This window comes from Pseudomonas sp. 10B238, from assembly GCF_000970615.1.
Classification (GTDB): Bacteria; Pseudomonadota; Gammaproteobacteria; order Pseudomonadales; family Pseudomonadaceae; genus Stutzerimonas.
This window is the reverse complement of the sequence record NZ_KQ033930.1, coordinates 334487-350684: the sequence shown is the minus strand read 5'-3', so window position 1 is coordinate 350684 and position 16198 is coordinate 334487. Positions and strand designations below refer to the sequence as shown.

Genomic DNA, 16198 nt, shown 5'->3' with positions numbered 1-16198 from the left:
CATGCAACCCGGCTCTGACGAAGAACAATGGCGTGAAGATTGCGCCCCAAGACGCGTGCTCGAGATCTTCTCCACCAAGTGGACCAGCATGATTCTGCACACTCTGCATGCCCGCCACGACGGCGTGGCGCGTAGCGGTGCGCTGCATCGCAGCTTGCCGGGAATCTCCAAAAAGATGTTGGTGCAAACGCTGCGAGAGCTGGAGACCAGCGGCTTGATCGAACGCCACACGCTCGACTCCGTCCCGCCAGCGGTGAGCTACGCGCTCTCGCCGCTCGGCAAGCTGATGGTCCAACCTATCGAAATGATCTACGACTGGGCGAGGCAAAACTCCAGCGCGCTGGATCAGCTGCAGCCGAGAAGCACGTCGCGCAGGCGGGGCTGAAGCCGTACAGCCGATGCGTTGCAGCCAGCGCTCGCCTTTCTACAGGCACCCGGCACCGCTGTTTTATGGCGCATCGCTTCACACTTCCAGCATCCAACGCTGCCGATTTCGCGCACTGCAAGGTTCGAGAAAGGTAGCGCGAATCCAATAGCGCCCTGAGCGGCGCTTCAACGCGATTATTCGTGGCGGGGCTCAGGCGCTGACCGCACAAGCGGCCTGCGCTCATCTTCAAAACCAGAAAGGACTTACCGTGTTGATCAAGAAATCTCTGCGCGCGCTGCTATTGGGTTGCAGCCTGCTGAGTGCGACGTGCTGGGCGGATATGGCACCTTTGGAAATCATGAACATGGCCGGTCTGCAGCGCAGCCTGGGACAGATCGTCGCCAAGGATTACCTCATGATCGGCGCCGGGGTGAAAGTGGACGAAGCCACCAAACAACGTGCCGCAAGCCTGGCCTTGTTCGAAAATCACCATGCCCAGCTCAAGGCGGCTGCGCCGAGTGACGCCATTCGCGTTGCGTTGAACGACGTGGAGCGCACCTGGGGCGATTACCGCGCTCTGGCGGCCAGTACGCCGGACAAGGCCCAGGCTCCGCTCGTACTGGCGAAGGCCGAAGAGCTGGTTCGCCAGACCCAGCAAGTCACCGATCTGTTCGAGCAACACAATGGCGATGCCGCGTCGCATTCGATCAACCGCAGTGGCTGGAACCGTGTGCTGACCCAGCGCACCGCCATGTTCTACATGGCCCGTGCCTGGGGCGTGCAGGATCCGGATCTTGAAAAGGAGTTTGCAGCTTCGGTTGAAGAGTTCGGCGTCATCATGGCTGAGCTGCAGACAGCCGATGCGCCCAACGCGGAAATCGCCGAAGCCCTGCGCAAGACCGACGCCCGCTGGAAGTTCGCGAGCAAGGCATTCACCTCCAAGCAGTTCGTGCCCACCATCGTGGCGGTGAATGCCGAGTCGATGTTCCGTCAGCTCAACGAAATGACCCGCCTCTACGCCGGGCTGCACGACAACCGGCTTTGAATCCTGCTCCCGGTGCGTTTGACGATCAGGTGCGCCGGGAATCGCCAGCACCGGCCCAGTCTGTCAATCGCAGCGCATTCTGACGGTCCACTCGATCAGAGTTGGTCGCCAACAGCGGCCTTGTCGATCACGGACCAGACGTTCCGGATCTTTCCCTCGCTGAACGCGTAGAACACGTTTTCGGTGAAGGCCACCCGTTTTCCATTTACTGCAAAGCCGAACAACTCCGCTATGGGCGTGCAGTCGAACAGCAGCTGCGCCGCCACGTGGGGCGGTTCGGCGATGAGCAGGCCAATCGTGAACTGCAAATCGGGAATCGCTCGGAAGTCCGCTTCAAGCATCCGGCGAGAGCCGTCCAGCCCCACGAACTTGCCGTTGTAATGCACCTCGTCATGGACGAAGTGTCCCAGCTCCGGCCAGTTCTGGCTGTTCAAACAGGCGATGTAGCCTTGGTAGCAATCGGTGATCTCGGCGCCAGTCATCATTGCTCCTCAGAGCCAGTCTGATAGTCAGGCTAGCGACTTGCGCAATGGACGCCAGCCGCACGCTCAATACGTTCGGCTGGCACGCCATAAACGGCATTGTTAGAGGGTCAGTCGAGAACCACGGCGTGGCCATCCAATGGATTGATATCGCCTTTGATCAAGGACTCGGCCAGCGTTTGTGCCGCTTCAAGGCCGGCGTGCTCGTTCACCTGCATCCAGGGCTGCTGCGCATCGCTCACCCGAGCGATAAAGGCCAGCTGCGCTTCGTTGAAGCGGCGTGTCACCTCGGCTGGCCCCCAGTCGGCGTTGCGTTTCTTGATCTGGTAAGGCGCGAAATAGGGCTGTGGTTGCGGTCCGGCCAACGTCTGGTCACGTTTGCTGTATTCATGACTTTGGGCAGACCCGGCGTAGCAGTCGTACACCAGAGCGTCTTTGAAATGTCCATGGATCTGCTGGCGAAGGCTGGCGCTACCCGAGAAGTCCACGTACAGCGTGGGCACGCTCGGGTCCAGCGAGGCGAGCTGGTCGTAGCCAAGCGCCTGGCGGTAGCAGCCCAGGCGTTGTACGAAATCGATATTGCCCGGAGAGGTGAGGCCGATCAGCTGTACGGCTGGATTGTCCTGTAGGCAGAACGCAGTCCCGTACGCCGTCTTGCTCGAGGCACTGGAGACCAGGATCTGGCGCGCACCGAAGAAGGCGTTGTCATCGAGAAAGTCGGCCAGCATGAACGAGGTGATGAACAGCGGGCGCAACAACATCTGGTAGTTCTCGCTCTCGGCGCGATAGGCGTCATCGCTGCTGATGCGCTGGTACTGGTTGTAGGCTGACGTGAGTTCAAGACGATGCTCGGCACCGTCGTAGAATCCGCGCTCGGAGACCCGCACCGGTTGCATGACCAGATGGCTGGCGATCGGCCAGAAGCCATAGAAGCGCTCGCCCTTCGCCAGGCCATCGACGGTGCTCTCCACGACCTCGGCGAACCCCCAGGCAGGCATGTGAAACCACTCGGCATCGCCCGTCGGGAAGAAGTCCCAGTAGCGCAGGTGAGGGGTTTCGCCGAATGCGGCGTAAGTGACATTGTTCGTCGTCAGCGCCAGTCGGCTGATGCGCAGCAGGGCTTCGCCGGGTTTCAGGTCAGGCATCGCCAGGGTCTGAAGGCGAGTCTGCTCCATGTTTTTCTTGTTGTTCTGCAACTGGCGGATGACGCTCATCGATGGCACCTTGGGTTCGTAAATGGACGGCATTGACTGTAGCCCTTTCGTTTCTCCGCCGGGTTCGGATTTCATGAACACACGATTGCCAAGCGCCAAGCCGCTCAAACGGCCCACTCAGCAGCGCGCCAAGGTCACCGTTCAGGCGATTTTCGACAGCTATGTTCGGATATGGCAGCGCGACGGCTGGTCTCGATTGACGACCCGGGCGGTCGCCCTGGAAGCCGGTGTGGCCATCGGCACCCTGTACGACTATTTCCCCAGCAAACACGCGCTGCACTCAGGCTACGTGCGCTATTGCGTCGAGCAGTTGCTGGAGTCCATCGAGGCGCAAGCCGTAGCGCCAGTCGCCCTTGCCTGGCCCGAGCGCATCCGGCGCTTGGTGCGCACCTTGGCCGGGGCCGAGCCTCAGCTGCCCTGGTTCCACCCGGACATGCTCGAACTGGAAACGCTGGTGGCTGAGCCCAAGCACCAGCGCCGGGTCTATGAGGATCTATTGGGCGCCTGGCAACGCGTCATCGACGCGGCGACCGACCTGCCGGCGCGCCCGTCTGCTGCAACCCTGGAAGCGCTTCATCTTTCGGTATGGGGCGGACGCCGCTACGCGATGCTGGTGCAGCTCGAAGCGGATCGGATGAGCGATTGGGCCCGCTGCATGGAACAGCTGTGCCTGGACAGGCTCGCGGGGCCGGTCGCCCCGGTCTGAACTCTATCGATCATTGGACCGGGCAAACTTACTGAAGGGGAATCAAACGGGGCGCGCTGGCCGTCGGCAGGGCGGGGAGGCCGCCGTGCCAGCTCGTGCGTAATTGCCAGGCGATTTCCATTCGGCCGGGATAATATGCGCGCCCCATCCAGCCCTCGCATCTCAGGCCATCATGCCCGGCACCGCCATCTATACCGACCTGTCGGGTTACTACGACCTCATGTGCGCCGATATCGACTACCGCGCGCAAAGCCACTGTGTTCATCGTCTGCAAAAGTTGCTCGGCAATGGCGGCAACCGTCACCTGGATCTCGCCTGTGGCACAGGTCCGCATGTACGGCACTTTCTTGATGCTGGCTATCAGAGCAGTGGGCTCGACATCAATCAGCCCATGCTGGACAGGGCGGCCGTCCGCTGCCCGGAAGCTGAGTTTTCACGTCAGGACATGTGCGGCTTCACCGTGGCTCAGCCAGCCGATCTGATCACCTGCTTCTTGTATTCAATTCACTACAGTGCCGAAATCGCACGATTGCAGGCCTGCATCGCCAGCGTGCATGGCGCATTGGCAACCGGTGGGCTGTTTTGCTTCAACGCCGTCGACAAGCACACCATCGACAACGCGTCATTCGTAGCGCACGACGCGAACCACCCCGATGGGTTGTTCAGCTTCAGCTCGGGTTGGCACTACGCTGGGGCGGGCGAGCAACAGCTGTTGAAACTGCGGATCGAAAGAACGACAGCAGGGCAAAGTCAGACATGGCACGACGAGCACCGCATGGTGGCGGTGAGTTTCGCCGAGCTGAGCGAGCTGTTGCAGCCGTACTTCGACGTGCATGTGCTGGAGCACGATTACGAAAAGATCCTTCCCTGGAACGGGACGTCCGGCAACGCGATCTTTGCCTGTGTGAAGACGTAACGGGCTGGCATTGACGTGAGGTTTACCGTTTAGCACCCAAGTTAGGCTTTGCAACGATGGAGCTGTTCATCTAGTTTTCGGAACGCGCGATGCTTGTATATCAACAATAAAAAGCCCCGCATTTGCGGGGCCTTTTACATCTGCTTTCATCGATTGTCTAAGTCGAAAACTGAATCACCTGCGTACCGTTCATAGGGGCTGTCAGCGAGCGAGTTCGGTATTCGCCACGGCCTTCTGGCCTTCGCTTTCAGCTACTTCGGTCAGCTTGGCACCGCCGACGAACACTCCCATTTTGATTGACTGGCGAACATAGTGGTTCTTGCCGCCTTGCGCGTTCAGCTCCAGCAGGTTGTCACTGAATTCCGATTCGGTGGCAAGCGTATGCGGGCCCGGCGAGACGAGGCGGTAGAAGTAAGTGTTTGCTGCGGTTTCGCCGATGACTTCTCCGTCTATCTTCACTGACTTCTTGAGCGCGGCTCCGAGCATTGAGTCACGGAATATATACAGACCGGCCTGATCTTTCGGTGGTGCCGGGAAGGATTTGAACGCCTGGTCCTTCTCGGGGGATTCCATCGGTACCGACGCGCAGCCGGTCAGTACGGCGAAGCTCAGCGCTGCGGCGCTCATCATGAGGTGCTTGAACATATGTACTCGTTCCTGAGTGTAAGGCTGAAGCTGGTTAGCTATTAAATTGCCAGCGCGCGCACATTAACCTTGGAAGTTATACGGACAAGGCTTGCAAATCGATTTGGTGCTGTGGATCACGTTTTTCCAGAGGGACCGGATAGGCGGTGAACCAGTCAGCGAGGGATGCACAGTGACCGCGGCCGGAATTAATTCCAGCCTCTAAAAAAGCATCTGTCAGGTGCATCGGATGGAAAGTAAACAGCCGTACGGCAAATGGGTTTGCATGCACATTCAAATCAATGCAGACGATTGGCCGTCGAGGACGTCTGCGTCAGATGAATCGCCTGTTGAGCCAGCTCATCGAGTAATTGATCGCGGCTTTTTTCCGCGTCGCTCATGGCTTCGGCGCCGTGTTGTTTGACCAGATAGTTATGAATCTGGCGAACTTCCTCTGACTGGAAAATGGGCACCAGGTCCTGCACCGCCACCAGACCGCTGGACGCCTGGCTCCGGGTGTTCATGACGACCTGAGGGCCACGGGCCGCCAACGGCTGAAAGCCCAGCGATTGAAAGTACGGCACCTTGCTCGCCACGCACGCCACTTCTCCATGCGGATAACGCGCCAGCATCGCCTCGACCATGGCCCGCCCGATGCCCTGTCGGCGATGGCTCGATTGCACCGCCAGATAGAGCAGCGTACTGGCCTCTGGGTCGTCCACGTAAGGCAGATAGAGCGCAAAGCCGAGCAGACGCGCCGGGTCTTCGGCGTCCAGCGCCATGATCAGTTCGGGCTTGCCGTTCTGCGCGCCGTCCATGCTGTCCAGATAGCGATGCACCTCGAAGCCCACCACGTATTGGTACAGCTGATACAGCGGGTTGCTGGATGGAAGCGAAACCGGGCTTATGTCGCTGAGATAGTCCACCACCATCTGCAGCAGCTGGCTCTCCATCGATTCCGGCGGTGGGGTATCCAGGTGGGCGAGGGTGAACATAGGCTTGGCTCCGGACGGGGTGGAACGCCGAATTGTACCGGGCGTCACAGGTGAACGACGACGCAGAAGAAGGATTCCCACTTATCCGCAGTGACATAGAGGGCAAACCTATCGTGGCGATAGGCAAATATGCTGTTCACCGCTTTGCATGTCGCGGCGCGCTATGAGGCCGCTTGATAGCAGCATGTTCAAAGCGCTTTAACGATTATGGCGACAATATCCGTTAATTATGTCGTTCAGACTGCCTGGGGCTGTTTGCTAAGTTCTGTTCAGCGGCGCTCGAACGCGTCAACGACAACCCTAAGGAGCAGAATATGAATGCTGAAACTGGAGAAAACACTGGTGGTGGCTGCCCGTTCGGCCACGGCGCTGGTGCGCCACGCAAACGCCCGAGTAATAAAGACTGGTGGCCCGAGGCACTGAGCCTCAATTCCCTCAACCAGCACTCGCCGCGCTCCAATCCTTATGGTGGCGATTTCGACTACGCGGCCGCGTTTAAATCCCTCGATCTTGATGCGGTGATCGCTGACCTGCATTCCCTGATGACTGACTCTCAGGACTGGTGGCCTGCAGATTTCGGCCACTACGGCGGCCTGTTCATCCGGCTCGCCTGGCATAGCGCCGGTACCTACCGGATCACCGATGGCCGCGGCGGCGCTGGCGGTGGCCAACAGCGTTTCGCCCCGCTCAACAGCTGGCCCGACAACGCTTCGCTGGACAAGGCCCGGCGCCTGCTGTGGCCAATCAAGCAGAAATACGGGCGCAACCTCTCGTGGGCCGACCTCTACGTGCTCACCGGTAACGTGGCGCTGGAATCCATGGGCTTCAAAACCTTTGGCTTCGCTGGCGGCCGTGCCGACACCTGGGAGCCGGAAGAACTCTTCTGGGGGCCGGAAGGCACCTGGCTGGGCGACGAGCGCTACAGCGGCGAACGCCAGTTGCACCCGGGTCTCGGCGCCGTACAAATGGGTTTGATCTACGTGAACCCGGAAGGCCCGAACGGCAACCCGGACCCGAAAGCCTCGGCGATCGACATTCGTGAAACCTTCGCCCGCATGGCGATGGACGATTACGAAACCGTCGCGCTGATCGCCGGTGGTCACACCTTCGGCAAGACCCACGGTGCTGGCGACCCCTCGCTGCTGGGCCCGGACCCGGAAGGCGCTGTGATCGAAGATCAGGGCTTGGGCTGGCGCAGTCGGTTCCAGACCGGAGCGGGCGCAGACGCCATCACCTCCGGCCTCGAAGTCATTTGGAGCCAGACGCCGACCCAGTGGTCCAACTACTTCTTCGAAAACCTGTTCAACTTCGAATGGGAGCTGACCAAGAGCCCGGCCGGCGCGCACCAGTGGGTCGCCAAGGACGCACCGGAGGTCATGCCGGACCCGTTCGATCCGAACAAGAAGCGCAAGCCGACCATGCTCACCTCCGACCTGGCACTGCGTTTCGATCCAATCTACGAACCGATCTCGCGGCACTTCCTGGAGAACCCGGAGGAATTCGCCGATGCGTTCGCCAAGGCCTGGTTCAAGCTGACCCACCGCGACATGGGGCCTATTGGCCGCTACCTCGGCCCGCTGGTGCCGCAGGAAACGCAGATCTGGCAGGACCCGATTCCCGAGTGTGACCATCCTCTGATCAATGAAGCCGATATCGCTGCGCTGAAGCAGAAGATTCTGGGATTGGGCTTTTCCGTGTCTGAACTGGTGTCGGTGGCCTGGGCTTCGGCATCGACCTATCGCGGCTCGGACAAGCGCGGCGGCGCCAATGGCGCGCGTATCCGCTTCGCACCGCAGAAAGATTGGGAAACCAACAACCCGGCCCTGCTGGCTCGTGTGCTGGAAAAACTGACCGAGGTCCAGACCGAGTTCAACGCGTCGGCAACCGGTGGCAAGAGGGTCTCCATAGCTGATCTGATCGTGCTGGCCGGCTGCGCCGCGATCGAAAAAGCGGCTCAGGATGGCGGTGTGAACGTCACCGTGCCGTTTACACCGGGTCGGATGGATGCCTCGGAAGAGTGGACCGATGCGCAATCCTTCGAAGCGCTACGCCCGGTCGCCGATGGCTTCCGCAACTACTACCACGAGTCGCATTTCATGGCGCCCGAGGAAGCGCTGGTCGACAAGGCGCACCTGCTTCGCCTCAGCGCGCCGGAAATGACTGCGCTGGTGGGCGGCATGCGGGTATTGGGCACCAATGCGGACGGCGGCCAGGAGGGCGTCTTCACCAACCGCGTGGGGACACTGTCCAATGACTTCTTCGTCAATCTGCTGGGCATGCAGAACGAGTGGGTCGCAACCGAGCACAAGAACCGCTATCAGGGGCTCGACCGCAAAACCCGTCAGCCCACCTGGACCGCCACCCGCGTGGACCTGATCTTCGGCGCGCAATCGGAGCTGCGTGCGCAGGCCGAGGTTTACGGCATGGCGGACGGCAACGAGAAGTTCGTGCAGGACTTCGTCAAAGCCTGGGACAAGGTGATGAACGCGGACCGGCTCGACATCGGCAAACCTGCCGATAATTTCAGCCAGAAGCTCTCAGCGTAAGGCAATAAGGCGACGCCTTCGAGGCGCCGCCGACGCTGTCATGCACCGCGACGCAGAGCGGGCGACTGTAATGGTTGCCTGCGGCGAGCGGCTTCTTTTGATCCTTCCGGCGGTCCAGTCCTGGCCCGCCCATCGCGCAGCTGGCGGACGGCTCAGCTGTTCGGCCGACGCTGCCGTAGCACCGAGTCGATGCGCGTCCTGCGCACGGTCATTCAGGCAAACACGAAGTACTTGCGGACGGTCTCGACGACTTCCCAGGTGCCGGTCATGCCGGGTTCCACCACGAAGATGTCACCCGCCTTGAGGTGGATGGGCGCCATGCCGTCGGGCGTGATGATGCAGTAGCCTTCCTGGAAGTGGCAGTACTCCCATTTGACGTATTCCACGCGCCATTTGCCGGGCGTGCAAATCCAAGTCCCCATGATTTTGCTGCCATCATCGGAGGTGTAGGCATTGAGGTTGACGGTGTGCGGCTCGCCTTCGATTCGCTCCCATTTGCAGGCATCGACGACAGGCATGGGCTGGGTATCGCGCAGTACGGTGATCGGTGGGTTGGCCATGGGCGCTCCGGGTAAGACGTGATCGGGCGCTTACCATAGGGCGCCGCTGCCTTTGCCGGTTGTCTGGGGTCGACGCCGGGATGCCCATCAGCGCAAGGAGCGTCGTTGGGCACGCGGTCGTCTTCTGCCAACGCGTAACCCTGTCACATCCGAGCGGGGCAGCCCCGAAGGGCTGGCCGCTTCAAGCGTTACTGCGTGCGGAAGCGCCCGACCAGCTGCCGGAGTGCGCTGCTGAGTTGCCGCTGCTGCTGGGAGTAGCTTTCGACCTCCGAGGCCTGGCTCGACACTTGGGCAACCGCGTCGCTGATGGCCACCACGTTCCGGTTGATGTCCTCGGTGACCAGATGCTGTTCCTCGGTGGCAGTGGCGACCTGCGTGGTCATGTCACGGATCATCTCGACTGCATTCTCGATCTCTTCGAACGCTCCCATGACCTCACCGGACAGCTCGATGGCTTTGCTCGATTCGGTCAGGCTGCGATCCATGCTCGCGGTCACCTCGCTGATGCGGCTGACCAGCAGGTTGAGGATCTTGTTGATTTCGCCGGTTGAATCCTGAGTGCGCTTGGCCAGATTACGCACCTCGTCGGCCACCACGGCGAAGCCGCGTCCCTGTTCGCCGGCACGTGCCGCTTCGATGGCCGCGTTGAGCGCCAGCAGGTTGGTCTGTTCGGCGATCTGCTGGATGCTCGACAGGATGGTGTTGATGCTCACCGTTTCGCGCTCGAGCTCTCGAATCACCTTGCTCGAACTCTGAATGCTGGCGCCAAGATCGTTCACCCCTACGGTACTGCGAGCGATCACCTCCTTGCCATTGCGCGTTGCGTCCAGACCCTGCGCGGAGACTTCCGCCGTCTTGACACAGTTATGCGCCACCTCGTTGGCCGCCGAGGCCATCTCGGTGACGGCGGTGACGATTTGCTCCACCGCGCTCGACTGGCGCTGCAAGCTGTCCGACATGGCGGTGGTGCGCTCGTTGGTCTGGCTTGAAACGCTGTCGATGCTCACCGCGTTGTCCTTGATGACGGTGATCATCGACTGCGTCGACTCGATGAACTGGTTGAACCACTTGGCCAGTTCCCCGGTTTCGTCCCGCGCCAGCACGGGGAGGCGGTGGGTCAGATCACCTTCGCCCTGGGCGATTGTGCGCAGCCCGTCCTTGACCAGATTGATCGGGGTGACGATGCGGTTCGCAAATACCACCCCGGCGATACCGAACAACACCACCAGCACGGCGCACGCCACCAGCGTCAGCCAGGCCAGCCTGTGCGCGCCGGCCAGGATTTCGTCGACCTGCATGAAGCCGATGAATTTCCAGCCCAGGGTCGGCGAGGTGAAGACGTTGGCCAGATAGTCGACGCCATCGATGTTTACCTCGATCAGGCCGTTCTCTGTGTTCGCGATGTTCGCGACGTAATCGCCTGGCAGCTCGCTGAGCTTCTTGAAGTTGTTCTCGGGTTGGTGGCCGTCGACCAGCAAGGTTCCGCTGTTCTCGACAAGCATGAAGAAACCGGTCTCGCCGAAGCGGGTTTTCTGGACCATGTCGGTCAGTGCCTTGAGCGACACGTCCGTCGCCACGACCCCAGCGAAGTTACCAGCCTGGTCTTTGAACGCTTTAATCACCGACACGTAGACGGCGTCGTCCGGTTCCCAGTAATAGCCATCCAGGCGCGTCAGCTGGAAATTGGCGTCCTTGCCCAGGGTAAACCAGGGACGTCCGCGTGGGTCCCAGTCTCCGTAGTCTGCGGTGCCCGGCCACTCTACGTAGCCACCCTGGGCGTCGCCCATGTAGACGTAGCCGAAGTTCGGGTTGTTGTTACCGATACCGGAGAAGTAATCGAAGATCTGTTTTTCGCGGCCGCCGTTAGCCGTGGCGGTGGCGCCGGGTTTGCTGGGTGACCCGAAGTAGGTGGTCAGCTCGCCAGCCTCGGTGTCCCGGACGGCGGCAAAGTCGGCCATGGCCGACACGGTATGGCTGACCGAATCGAACAGGGTCACGAAGGTATTGTTCACCAGCTGGACGTCCAGGCTGCTGCTTTCCTGAAACTGGACCTTGGCCTCCTCGGTTACGTTGCGGATGGTGAACAGGGCGACGACAAGGACCGGAACGAGCGTCGCGACCAGAAAGCTTGCTAGCAGTTTGTGTTTTATTTTCATCGTTAAACGGCCTCTGGCCAGTTCATCAAGACGTCCACGCCGACCTGCGCTTCGTCCCTCGGGGAACCCTCGCGCAATCCAGTGCGCTTCGCGGCCGCGCACGCCCGATTCCTCGTCGAATCGATCGCTGGCGAGTCGCGGCCGGCAAGACGTTATCGGCACGGGTCTGTCAAGCCTTGAGGTGGCCCCGTACTTTTCCGACCAATGCGCTTTATTGCGCAAGGACGCGGGTTACAGGGACACCGGGTGTTTCGAGGCACGTCACCTCACGGGCGATCAGCCAAACGCCATTGGCAGTTCTGCAGGGGCGGTGGTATCGGTCTGTGAAGTCTTGATCCGCTGTCGCTGCTCAGTCTTCCGCGCTTCGGCGCTTATCGGCGGCTGATCTGCGGCTGATCTGCGGCCGGAGTGGTCGCGGTCCCGCAGCGACTTAAAGGCGGCACCCGGCGCTTATGGCGTCTCCCTTGCCGGTCACTTGTCCGCTACCAGGCAAGGCTTCGCGCCGGGGCGGGACGGTCCGGGCGATGCGGGGCGCCGACGCAGGCTCAGTCCGGCGTGAACCACCAGTGTCGCGATGACCAGCGCGCCGCCATAAAGCGTCGAGGTTGCGGGTGTCTCGTTCAGGAAATACCAGGCCCACAGCGACCCCAGCACGCTTTCCAATAGATAGAAGAGCGCGACTTCGGCAGACGGCAGATAGCGGGTCGCGTTATTGATCAGCAGCGTGGCCAGCGGCATCTGGATCAGGCCCATGATTGCCAGCGCCCAGTAGCTCGTCATCTCCAGGCCCAACGGCTCGGCGTTGGGCCAGGCAATCAGCGCAGCCGCCAGGCCGCCGAGCGCGATGAGGGGCATCCGTTCGATAGCGCGATGGCGGCGCAGCAGGGTGAGATTGGCGCCCACCGCTGCCGAGGACAACAGCGCATAACTGTTTCCGGCCAGATCGGTGGGGGTGAAGCCTCCGGCAAATACAATCATGATCCCCAGCGCCGCCACGCCGATGGCCAGCCAGGTGTGCAACGCCACCGACTCGCCCAGGATAAAGCGTGTAAACAGGGCGGCGAACAGGGGCGCTGTGCTGAGCACGACCACCACGTTAGCCACCGTGGTATGGATGACCGCGAGCACGAAAAAAATCGAAGTAAAGGCCAACAGCAAGGCCGAGGCGGCGCTGATCAGCGGTTGCGCCTTGAGACTCGCCCGGCTTTTGGTCGACAGCGAGAACGCACCCAGCGCCAGAAACATCAACAGGCCCCGCCAGAACACGATGCTCCAGCCATCGGCCTGTGTCAGGCGCACCAACAGGCCATCGAAGCTGAGTACGACGATGCCGCTGCTTACCAGAAGCAGGCCGCGCGTTGAATCGTTCAATCGTGGCTCCTCCGGTTACCGTTGCCAGCGCCTGTCGTTGCCCGGGCGCGGCCTCCCTCTAAGCCGCGTCCGGACGCTGCGGCAATGATGGCTGCTTTGTCCGCCAAACACCTACCCAGAAGCGCCCCGGCACACTGCAGTTCGCGACTTCAGGGGCTATTGCTTGCCCCGCGACTTGGCAGCCGATTCAAAAGGGGCCGTATTGTTCGGCGCACGTAACGCCGTCAGTTCTCTTCCCACAAGCGGCCTCGAAGACCAAGATACCTGTTCTTGCGGCTGATAAAGATTCGCATATACGAGCCGTTTCGCTTGGCCCTATAATCCGCGACTTATTTTTTTGAGGCGGCCAGGCAATGGGCGTTCTTGAAACCCTCCATCGCTATCTCGCCGAACCGCTGATCGAGCAGTTCCTCGGCGTTTTTGATCTGAACGGCCGCCTCGGCGTGCTGTTCCTGTCCATTTCCTACGCAACCGCTTATGGCCTGTTTCGTTACCGATCGAGTCGCGGGATGACTGACGCACATTCGTTCTGGCAGTTCATCGGTGGTAGCCGGGTGCACCTGCACCGTTCGGCCCTGCTCGATTACCGCTACTACTTTGTGCGCGGCGTCATAAAGGTGTTGCTGGTGGTCCCCATCGTAGGCCTGGTTGACCCCTACATACTGCGGTCTGGGGACTACATCAGCTTCTTCACCAACCTGTGGGGCGAACGTCCACAGGTCGGGCACAACCTGTCACTGGCGCTGCTTTACGGGCTGGGCGTATTCCTGATCAGCGACTTCACCCACTACTGGGTTCACCGCGCGTTTCACTGCAGCTGGTTATGGGAATTCCATAAGGTCCACCACTCGGCGCCGGTGATGGTTCCGCTGACGGCGAGCCGCGTCCATTTTCTGGAGAAAGTAGCAGGCAGGCTCGTAGACCTGGTTTTCCTCGGCGCCTATGCCGGTGCGTTCTGGTATGTCTGCGGTGGCGAGATCAGCCGCTACACCCTGTTCGGTGTGACCTATCTGGTATTCATCTTCAACGGCCTGGCCTCGAACCTGCGGCATAGCCATGTATGGCTATCATTCGGGCCGCGCCTCGAACACATCTTCAACAGCCCAGCCCAACATCAGATTCACCACAGCGATGCGCCGCGGCATTTTCACAAGAACTTCAGCACCAACCTGTCGTTGTGGGACTGTATGTTCGGCACCCTCTACGTCACCAGCCCGGTGCCGGAACGCATCGAATTCGGCACCGCCGAACGCGACTCGCATCGCTACGTGACGCTCTACAGCCTGATCGTGATGCCCTTCGTGGACACGGCACGCAAGCTCGTATCCCGCCGTCGCCCCTTCACTTCGCCGGACAGCGCGCCCGAAGCGTGAACCTGGCTCAGCGGGTGCTGAGCGCATGGGCTGGGCGAAGAGGCCGGCTGCCTTGCACTAGACAGGTTCGACTTGCCTCGGCTGGCCCCAGCTCACAGGCGCGCTGTCGAGCGCGGTCTGCAGCTCCGCCACCAACACATCCACCTGATGCAACGCCTCGGCCACCGAGGCCGCCAACACGTCGCCGCCTGTTTCCTGCCCTTCGATGGCGATCTGGTGGATGCGGGTGATGCCAATGAAATTGAGCGCCATCATCAGGTTCGGCTCCAGGTGATTCATGTGCGCCATCTCGCCGCCGGGGCCGAAGCCGATGCCACCCCTTGCGCTGAGGATGACCGCATGCCGTGGTCGGTCCGCCAGCAAGGGTACGTAAGGTTCAGGTAGTTTGGTTTCGTCGACATCGACCGTCCGGCCCGGCCGCACGATCAGATCAATCCAGGCCTTCAGCGCGGCGGGCATGCCGAAGTTGTAAAGCGGCGTGCCGATGACCAATACATCGGCAGCGATCAGCTCATCGACCAGCTGGTCGCTTTCCGCCAATGTTTCCGTCATCCAAGGCTCACGGCGTTCTTCCGGCGTGAAACTGGAGGCGATCCAGTCATGGCTGATGTAAGAGGGCGGGTTCTGCCCGATGTCCCGGTAGGTCACGCTGTCCTGCGCGCGGCGGGCCAGCCACTGGCTGACGAAACGGTGGGTGAGATTGCGGCTGTGGGAGCCGTGCTCGTCTTTGCCAGCAAAGCCGGGGCGGGCGCTGGCGTCGAGGTGCAGAAGGTGCGTCATGGTGGATCTCCTCTGTGACTGAATTCATCTGTCATTCGCGGTAGATCCAGCCTAGGGTTAGGCTGCATAGGCGACAAACGACCATTTCTTTCGGTTACAGATGAGGAAAACTCAACCATGGCGCACCGCTGGTTACCTTCGCTTTCTGCGCTACGTGCCTTCGAAGCCGCCGCCCGCCACGAGAGCGCCAAGCAGGCCTCCGAGGAGTTGAATGTCACCGCTACGGCCATCAGTCACCAGATTCGCTCGCTGGAAGAATCCCTCGGCGTGGCGCTGTTTCTGCGCAAACCCCGGCAGCTGAAACTCACCGCCCAAGGCCGTGACCTGCAACAGACGCTGGAGACCGCGTTCGACAGCATCAGCGCCACGGTCGAACGCCTTAGTGCGGGGCCTTGCCGGCAGGCGATCACCCTCAGCACCACGCCGGCCATTGCCGTGCGCTGGCTGGTGCCCTGGGTCTGCCTGCTACGCGATTCGCATCCCGATATCGACCTGCGCTTCCACACCTCGCACGAGCCGGTGGCGCTGGATGGCGTTACGGCGGATATCGCCATCCGCTACGGCGACGGGCGTTGGCCAGGGCTGGTGGCTGAGAAGCTGATCGACAACACCTTCGTTCCGGTCTGCAGCCCGCTGTTGGGCCTTCGCGACGTCGCCGACCTGCCCAACCACCCGCTAATCCACTTTCACGCCCGGGGTGCTGCCTCGGCTCCGATTCACTGGGCCTCGTGGCAGAAGCTCGCTAACGTGCCGGGGCTGGACGTCAGCGCTGGGCTGGTCTTCTCCGACGAGACCCACGCCATCTCAGCTGCCATTGGCGCGCAGGGGGTGGCGCTGATGAGCCGTCAGTTGATCGAGGATGAATTGAGAGAAGGGCGGTTGGTGCAGCCGTTCGGCCCGGAGATGCCGGGCAAGCCGTTTCATCTGGTTTATCCAGAGAGCCGTCGGGACGACCCTACGGTTCGGGCGGTGAGGGAGTGGGTCATGAAGGTGCCGGGTGGGTTGTGTGAGCTGACTGGCTAATTCGCCGCAGCGTCAGTCCGCATCACCGGCGAACCCCTCT

At 61.1% G+C, this 16198-nt stretch carries 14 protein-coding genes and 2 pseudogenes; 7 read left to right on the top strand and 9 right to left on the bottom strand.

Annotation, left to right across the window (positions count from 1 at the left end; translation table 11 throughout):
* Nucleotide 1: 1 nt before the first annotated feature.
* Both RT21_RS08420 and RT21_RS08415 read left to right on the top strand, forming a co-directional pair.
* On the top strand, nucleotides 2-385 hold the full coding sequence (locus RT21_RS08420; RefSeq protein WP_046162369.1) for a winged helix-turn-helix transcriptional regulator: 384 nt from the start codon (nucleotides 2-4) through the stop codon (nucleotides 383-385).
* Nucleotides 386-638: 253 nt separating this feature from the next.
* The gene (locus RT21_RS08415) at nucleotides 639-1412 is read left to right on the top strand and encodes a type IV pili methyl-accepting chemotaxis transducer N-terminal domain-containing protein (protein ID WP_046162403.1); all 774 of its coding nucleotides are present in this window, start codon (nucleotides 639-641) and stop codon (nucleotides 1410-1412) included.
* Nucleotides 1413-1507: 95 nt separating this feature from the next.
* Here RT21_RS08415 and RT21_RS08410 read toward each other — a convergent pair whose 3' ends face one another.
* On the bottom strand, nucleotides 1508-1894 hold the full coding sequence (locus tag RT21_RS08410; RefSeq protein WP_046162368.1) for an ester cyclase: 387 nt from the start codon (nucleotides 1892-1894) through the stop codon (nucleotides 1508-1510).
* 110 nt (nucleotides 1895-2004) lie between these two features.
* A complete protein-coding gene (locus tag RT21_RS08405) occupies nucleotides 2005-3108 on the bottom strand; it encodes a DUF2855 family protein (protein ID WP_046162402.1) in 1104 nt (367 codons plus the stop codon).
* Between the two features lie 73 nt (nucleotides 3109-3181).
* On the opposite strand from RT21_RS08405, the gene RT21_RS08400 reads away from it, so the two are divergent.
* Complete coding sequence (locus RT21_RS08400; RefSeq protein WP_046162367.1) at nucleotides 3182-3814, top strand: TetR/AcrR family transcriptional regulator; 633 nt, start codon at nucleotides 3182-3184, stop codon at nucleotides 3812-3814.
* Between the two features lie 172 nt (nucleotides 3815-3986).
* Entirely contained in the window at nucleotides 3987-4730 is a 744-nt protein-coding gene (locus RT21_RS08395; RefSeq protein WP_046162366.1) for a class I SAM-dependent DNA methyltransferase, read from the top strand.
* A 201-nt stretch (nucleotides 4731-4931) separates the two neighbouring features.
* Here the strand turns inward: RT21_RS08395 and RT21_RS08390 are convergent, their stop codons facing one another.
* The gene (locus RT21_RS08390; RefSeq protein ID WP_046162365.1) at nucleotides 4932-5375 is read right to left on the bottom strand and encodes a DUF2846 domain-containing protein; all 444 of its coding nucleotides are present in this window, start codon (nucleotides 5373-5375) and stop codon (nucleotides 4932-4934) included.
* Between the two features lie 278 nt (nucleotides 5376-5653).
* The gene (locus RT21_RS08385) at nucleotides 5654-6349 is read right to left on the bottom strand and encodes a GNAT family N-acetyltransferase (protein WP_046162364.1); all 696 of its coding nucleotides are present in this window, start codon (nucleotides 6347-6349) and stop codon (nucleotides 5654-5656) included.
* A gap of 314 nt (nucleotides 6350-6663) precedes the next feature.
* Here RT21_RS08385 and katG point away from each other — a divergent pair, with 314 nt between their 5' ends.
* Entirely contained in the window at nucleotides 6664-8895 is a 2232-nt protein-coding gene (gene katG / locus RT21_RS08380) for a catalase/peroxidase HPI (RefSeq protein ID WP_046162363.1), read from the top strand.
* Nucleotides 8896-9107: 212 nt separating this feature from the next.
* Here katG and RT21_RS08375 read toward each other — a convergent pair whose 3' ends face one another.
* The 4 genes and pseudogenes from RT21_RS08375 to RT21_RS08365 form a co-directional block, all read right to left on the bottom strand.
* Nucleotides 9108-9455 (bottom strand): cupin domain-containing protein, encoded by a 348-nt coding sequence (locus tag RT21_RS08375; RefSeq protein ID WP_045425545.1) that lies wholly within the window; start codon nucleotides 9453-9455, stop codon nucleotides 9108-9110.
* Nucleotides 9456-9643: 188 nt separating this feature from the next.
* Nucleotides 9644-10162: pseudogene (locus RT21_RS24395) on the bottom strand (methyl-accepting chemotaxis protein); the annotation flags it as partial.
* 345 nt (nucleotides 10163-10507) lie between these two features.
* Nucleotides 10508-11611: pseudogene (locus RT21_RS24390) on the bottom strand (cache domain-containing protein); the annotation flags it as partial.
* A 471-nt stretch (nucleotides 11612-12082) separates the two neighbouring features.
* A complete protein-coding gene (locus RT21_RS08365; protein WP_046162361.1) occupies nucleotides 12083-12982 on the bottom strand; it encodes a DMT family transporter in 900 nt (299 codons plus the stop codon).
* Nucleotides 12983-13335: 353 nt separating this feature from the next.
* Here RT21_RS08365 and RT21_RS08360 point away from each other — a divergent pair, with 353 nt between their 5' ends.
* The gene (locus RT21_RS08360; protein WP_046162360.1) at nucleotides 13336-14355 is read left to right on the top strand and encodes a sterol desaturase family protein; all 1020 of its coding nucleotides are present in this window, start codon (nucleotides 13336-13338) and stop codon (nucleotides 14353-14355) included.
* Nucleotides 14356-14412: 57 nt separating this feature from the next.
* On the opposite strand, the gene RT21_RS08355 is transcribed toward RT21_RS08360, so the two are convergent.
* Nucleotides 14413-15135: an FMN-dependent NADH-azoreductase gene (locus RT21_RS08355; RefSeq protein WP_046162359.1), complete on the bottom strand. Its 723-nt coding sequence runs from the start codon at nucleotides 15133-15135 to the stop codon at nucleotides 14413-14415.
* Nucleotides 15136-15252: 117 nt separating this feature from the next.
* On the opposite strand from RT21_RS08355, the gene RT21_RS08350 reads away from it, so the two are divergent.
* Entirely contained in the window at nucleotides 15253-16158 is a 906-nt protein-coding gene (locus tag RT21_RS08350; protein ID WP_046162358.1) for a LysR substrate-binding domain-containing protein, read from the top strand.
* The last annotated feature ends 40 nt before the right edge of the window (nucleotides 16159-16198 follow it).

What these genes read in the sequence shown, in the direction of transcription:
- RT21_RS08420 (WP_046162369.1), top strand. Translation starts at nt 2, where the DNA reads ATGCAACCCGGCTCTGACGAAGAACAATGGCGTGAAGATTGCGCCCCA.
- RT21_RS08410 (WP_046162368.1), bottom strand. Translation starts at nt 1,894, where the DNA reads ATGACTGGCGCCGAGATCACCGATTGCTACCAAGGCTACATCGCCTGT.
- RT21_RS08405 (WP_046162402.1), bottom strand. Translation starts at nt 3,108, where the DNA reads ATGAGCGTCATCCGCCAGTTGCAGAACAACAAGAAAAACATGGAGCAG.
- RT21_RS08400 (WP_046162367.1), top strand. Translation starts at nt 3,182, where the DNA reads ATGAACACACGATTGCCAAGCGCCAAGCCGCTCAAACGGCCCACTCAG.
- RT21_RS08395 (WP_046162366.1), top strand. Translation starts at nt 3,987, where the DNA reads ATGCCCGGCACCGCCATCTATACCGACCTGTCGGGTTACTACGACCTC.
- RT21_RS08390 (WP_046162365.1), bottom strand. Translation starts at nt 5,375, where the DNA reads ATGTTCAAGCACCTCATGATGAGCGCCGCAGCGCTGAGCTTCGCCGTA.
- RT21_RS08385 (WP_046162364.1), bottom strand. Translation starts at nt 6,349, where the DNA reads ATGTTCACCCTCGCCCACCTGGATACCCCACCGCCGGAATCGATGGAG.
- katG (WP_046162363.1), top strand. Translation starts at nt 6,664, where the DNA reads ATGAATGCTGAAACTGGAGAAAACACTGGTGGTGGCTGCCCGTTCGGC.
- RT21_RS08375 (WP_045425545.1), bottom strand. Translation starts at nt 9,455, where the DNA reads ATGGCCAACCCACCGATCACCGTACTGCGCGATACCCAGCCCATGCCT.
- RT21_RS08360 (WP_046162360.1), top strand. Translation starts at nt 13,336, where the DNA reads ATGGGCGTTCTTGAAACCCTCCATCGCTATCTCGCCGAACCGCTGATC.
- RT21_RS08355 (WP_046162359.1), bottom strand. Translation starts at nt 15,135, where the DNA reads ATGACGCACCTTCTGCACCTCGACGCCAGCGCCCGCCCCGGCTTTGCT.
- RT21_RS08350 (WP_046162358.1), top strand. Translation starts at nt 15,253, where the DNA reads ATGGCGCACCGCTGGTTACCTTCGCTTTCTGCGCTACGTGCCTTCGAA.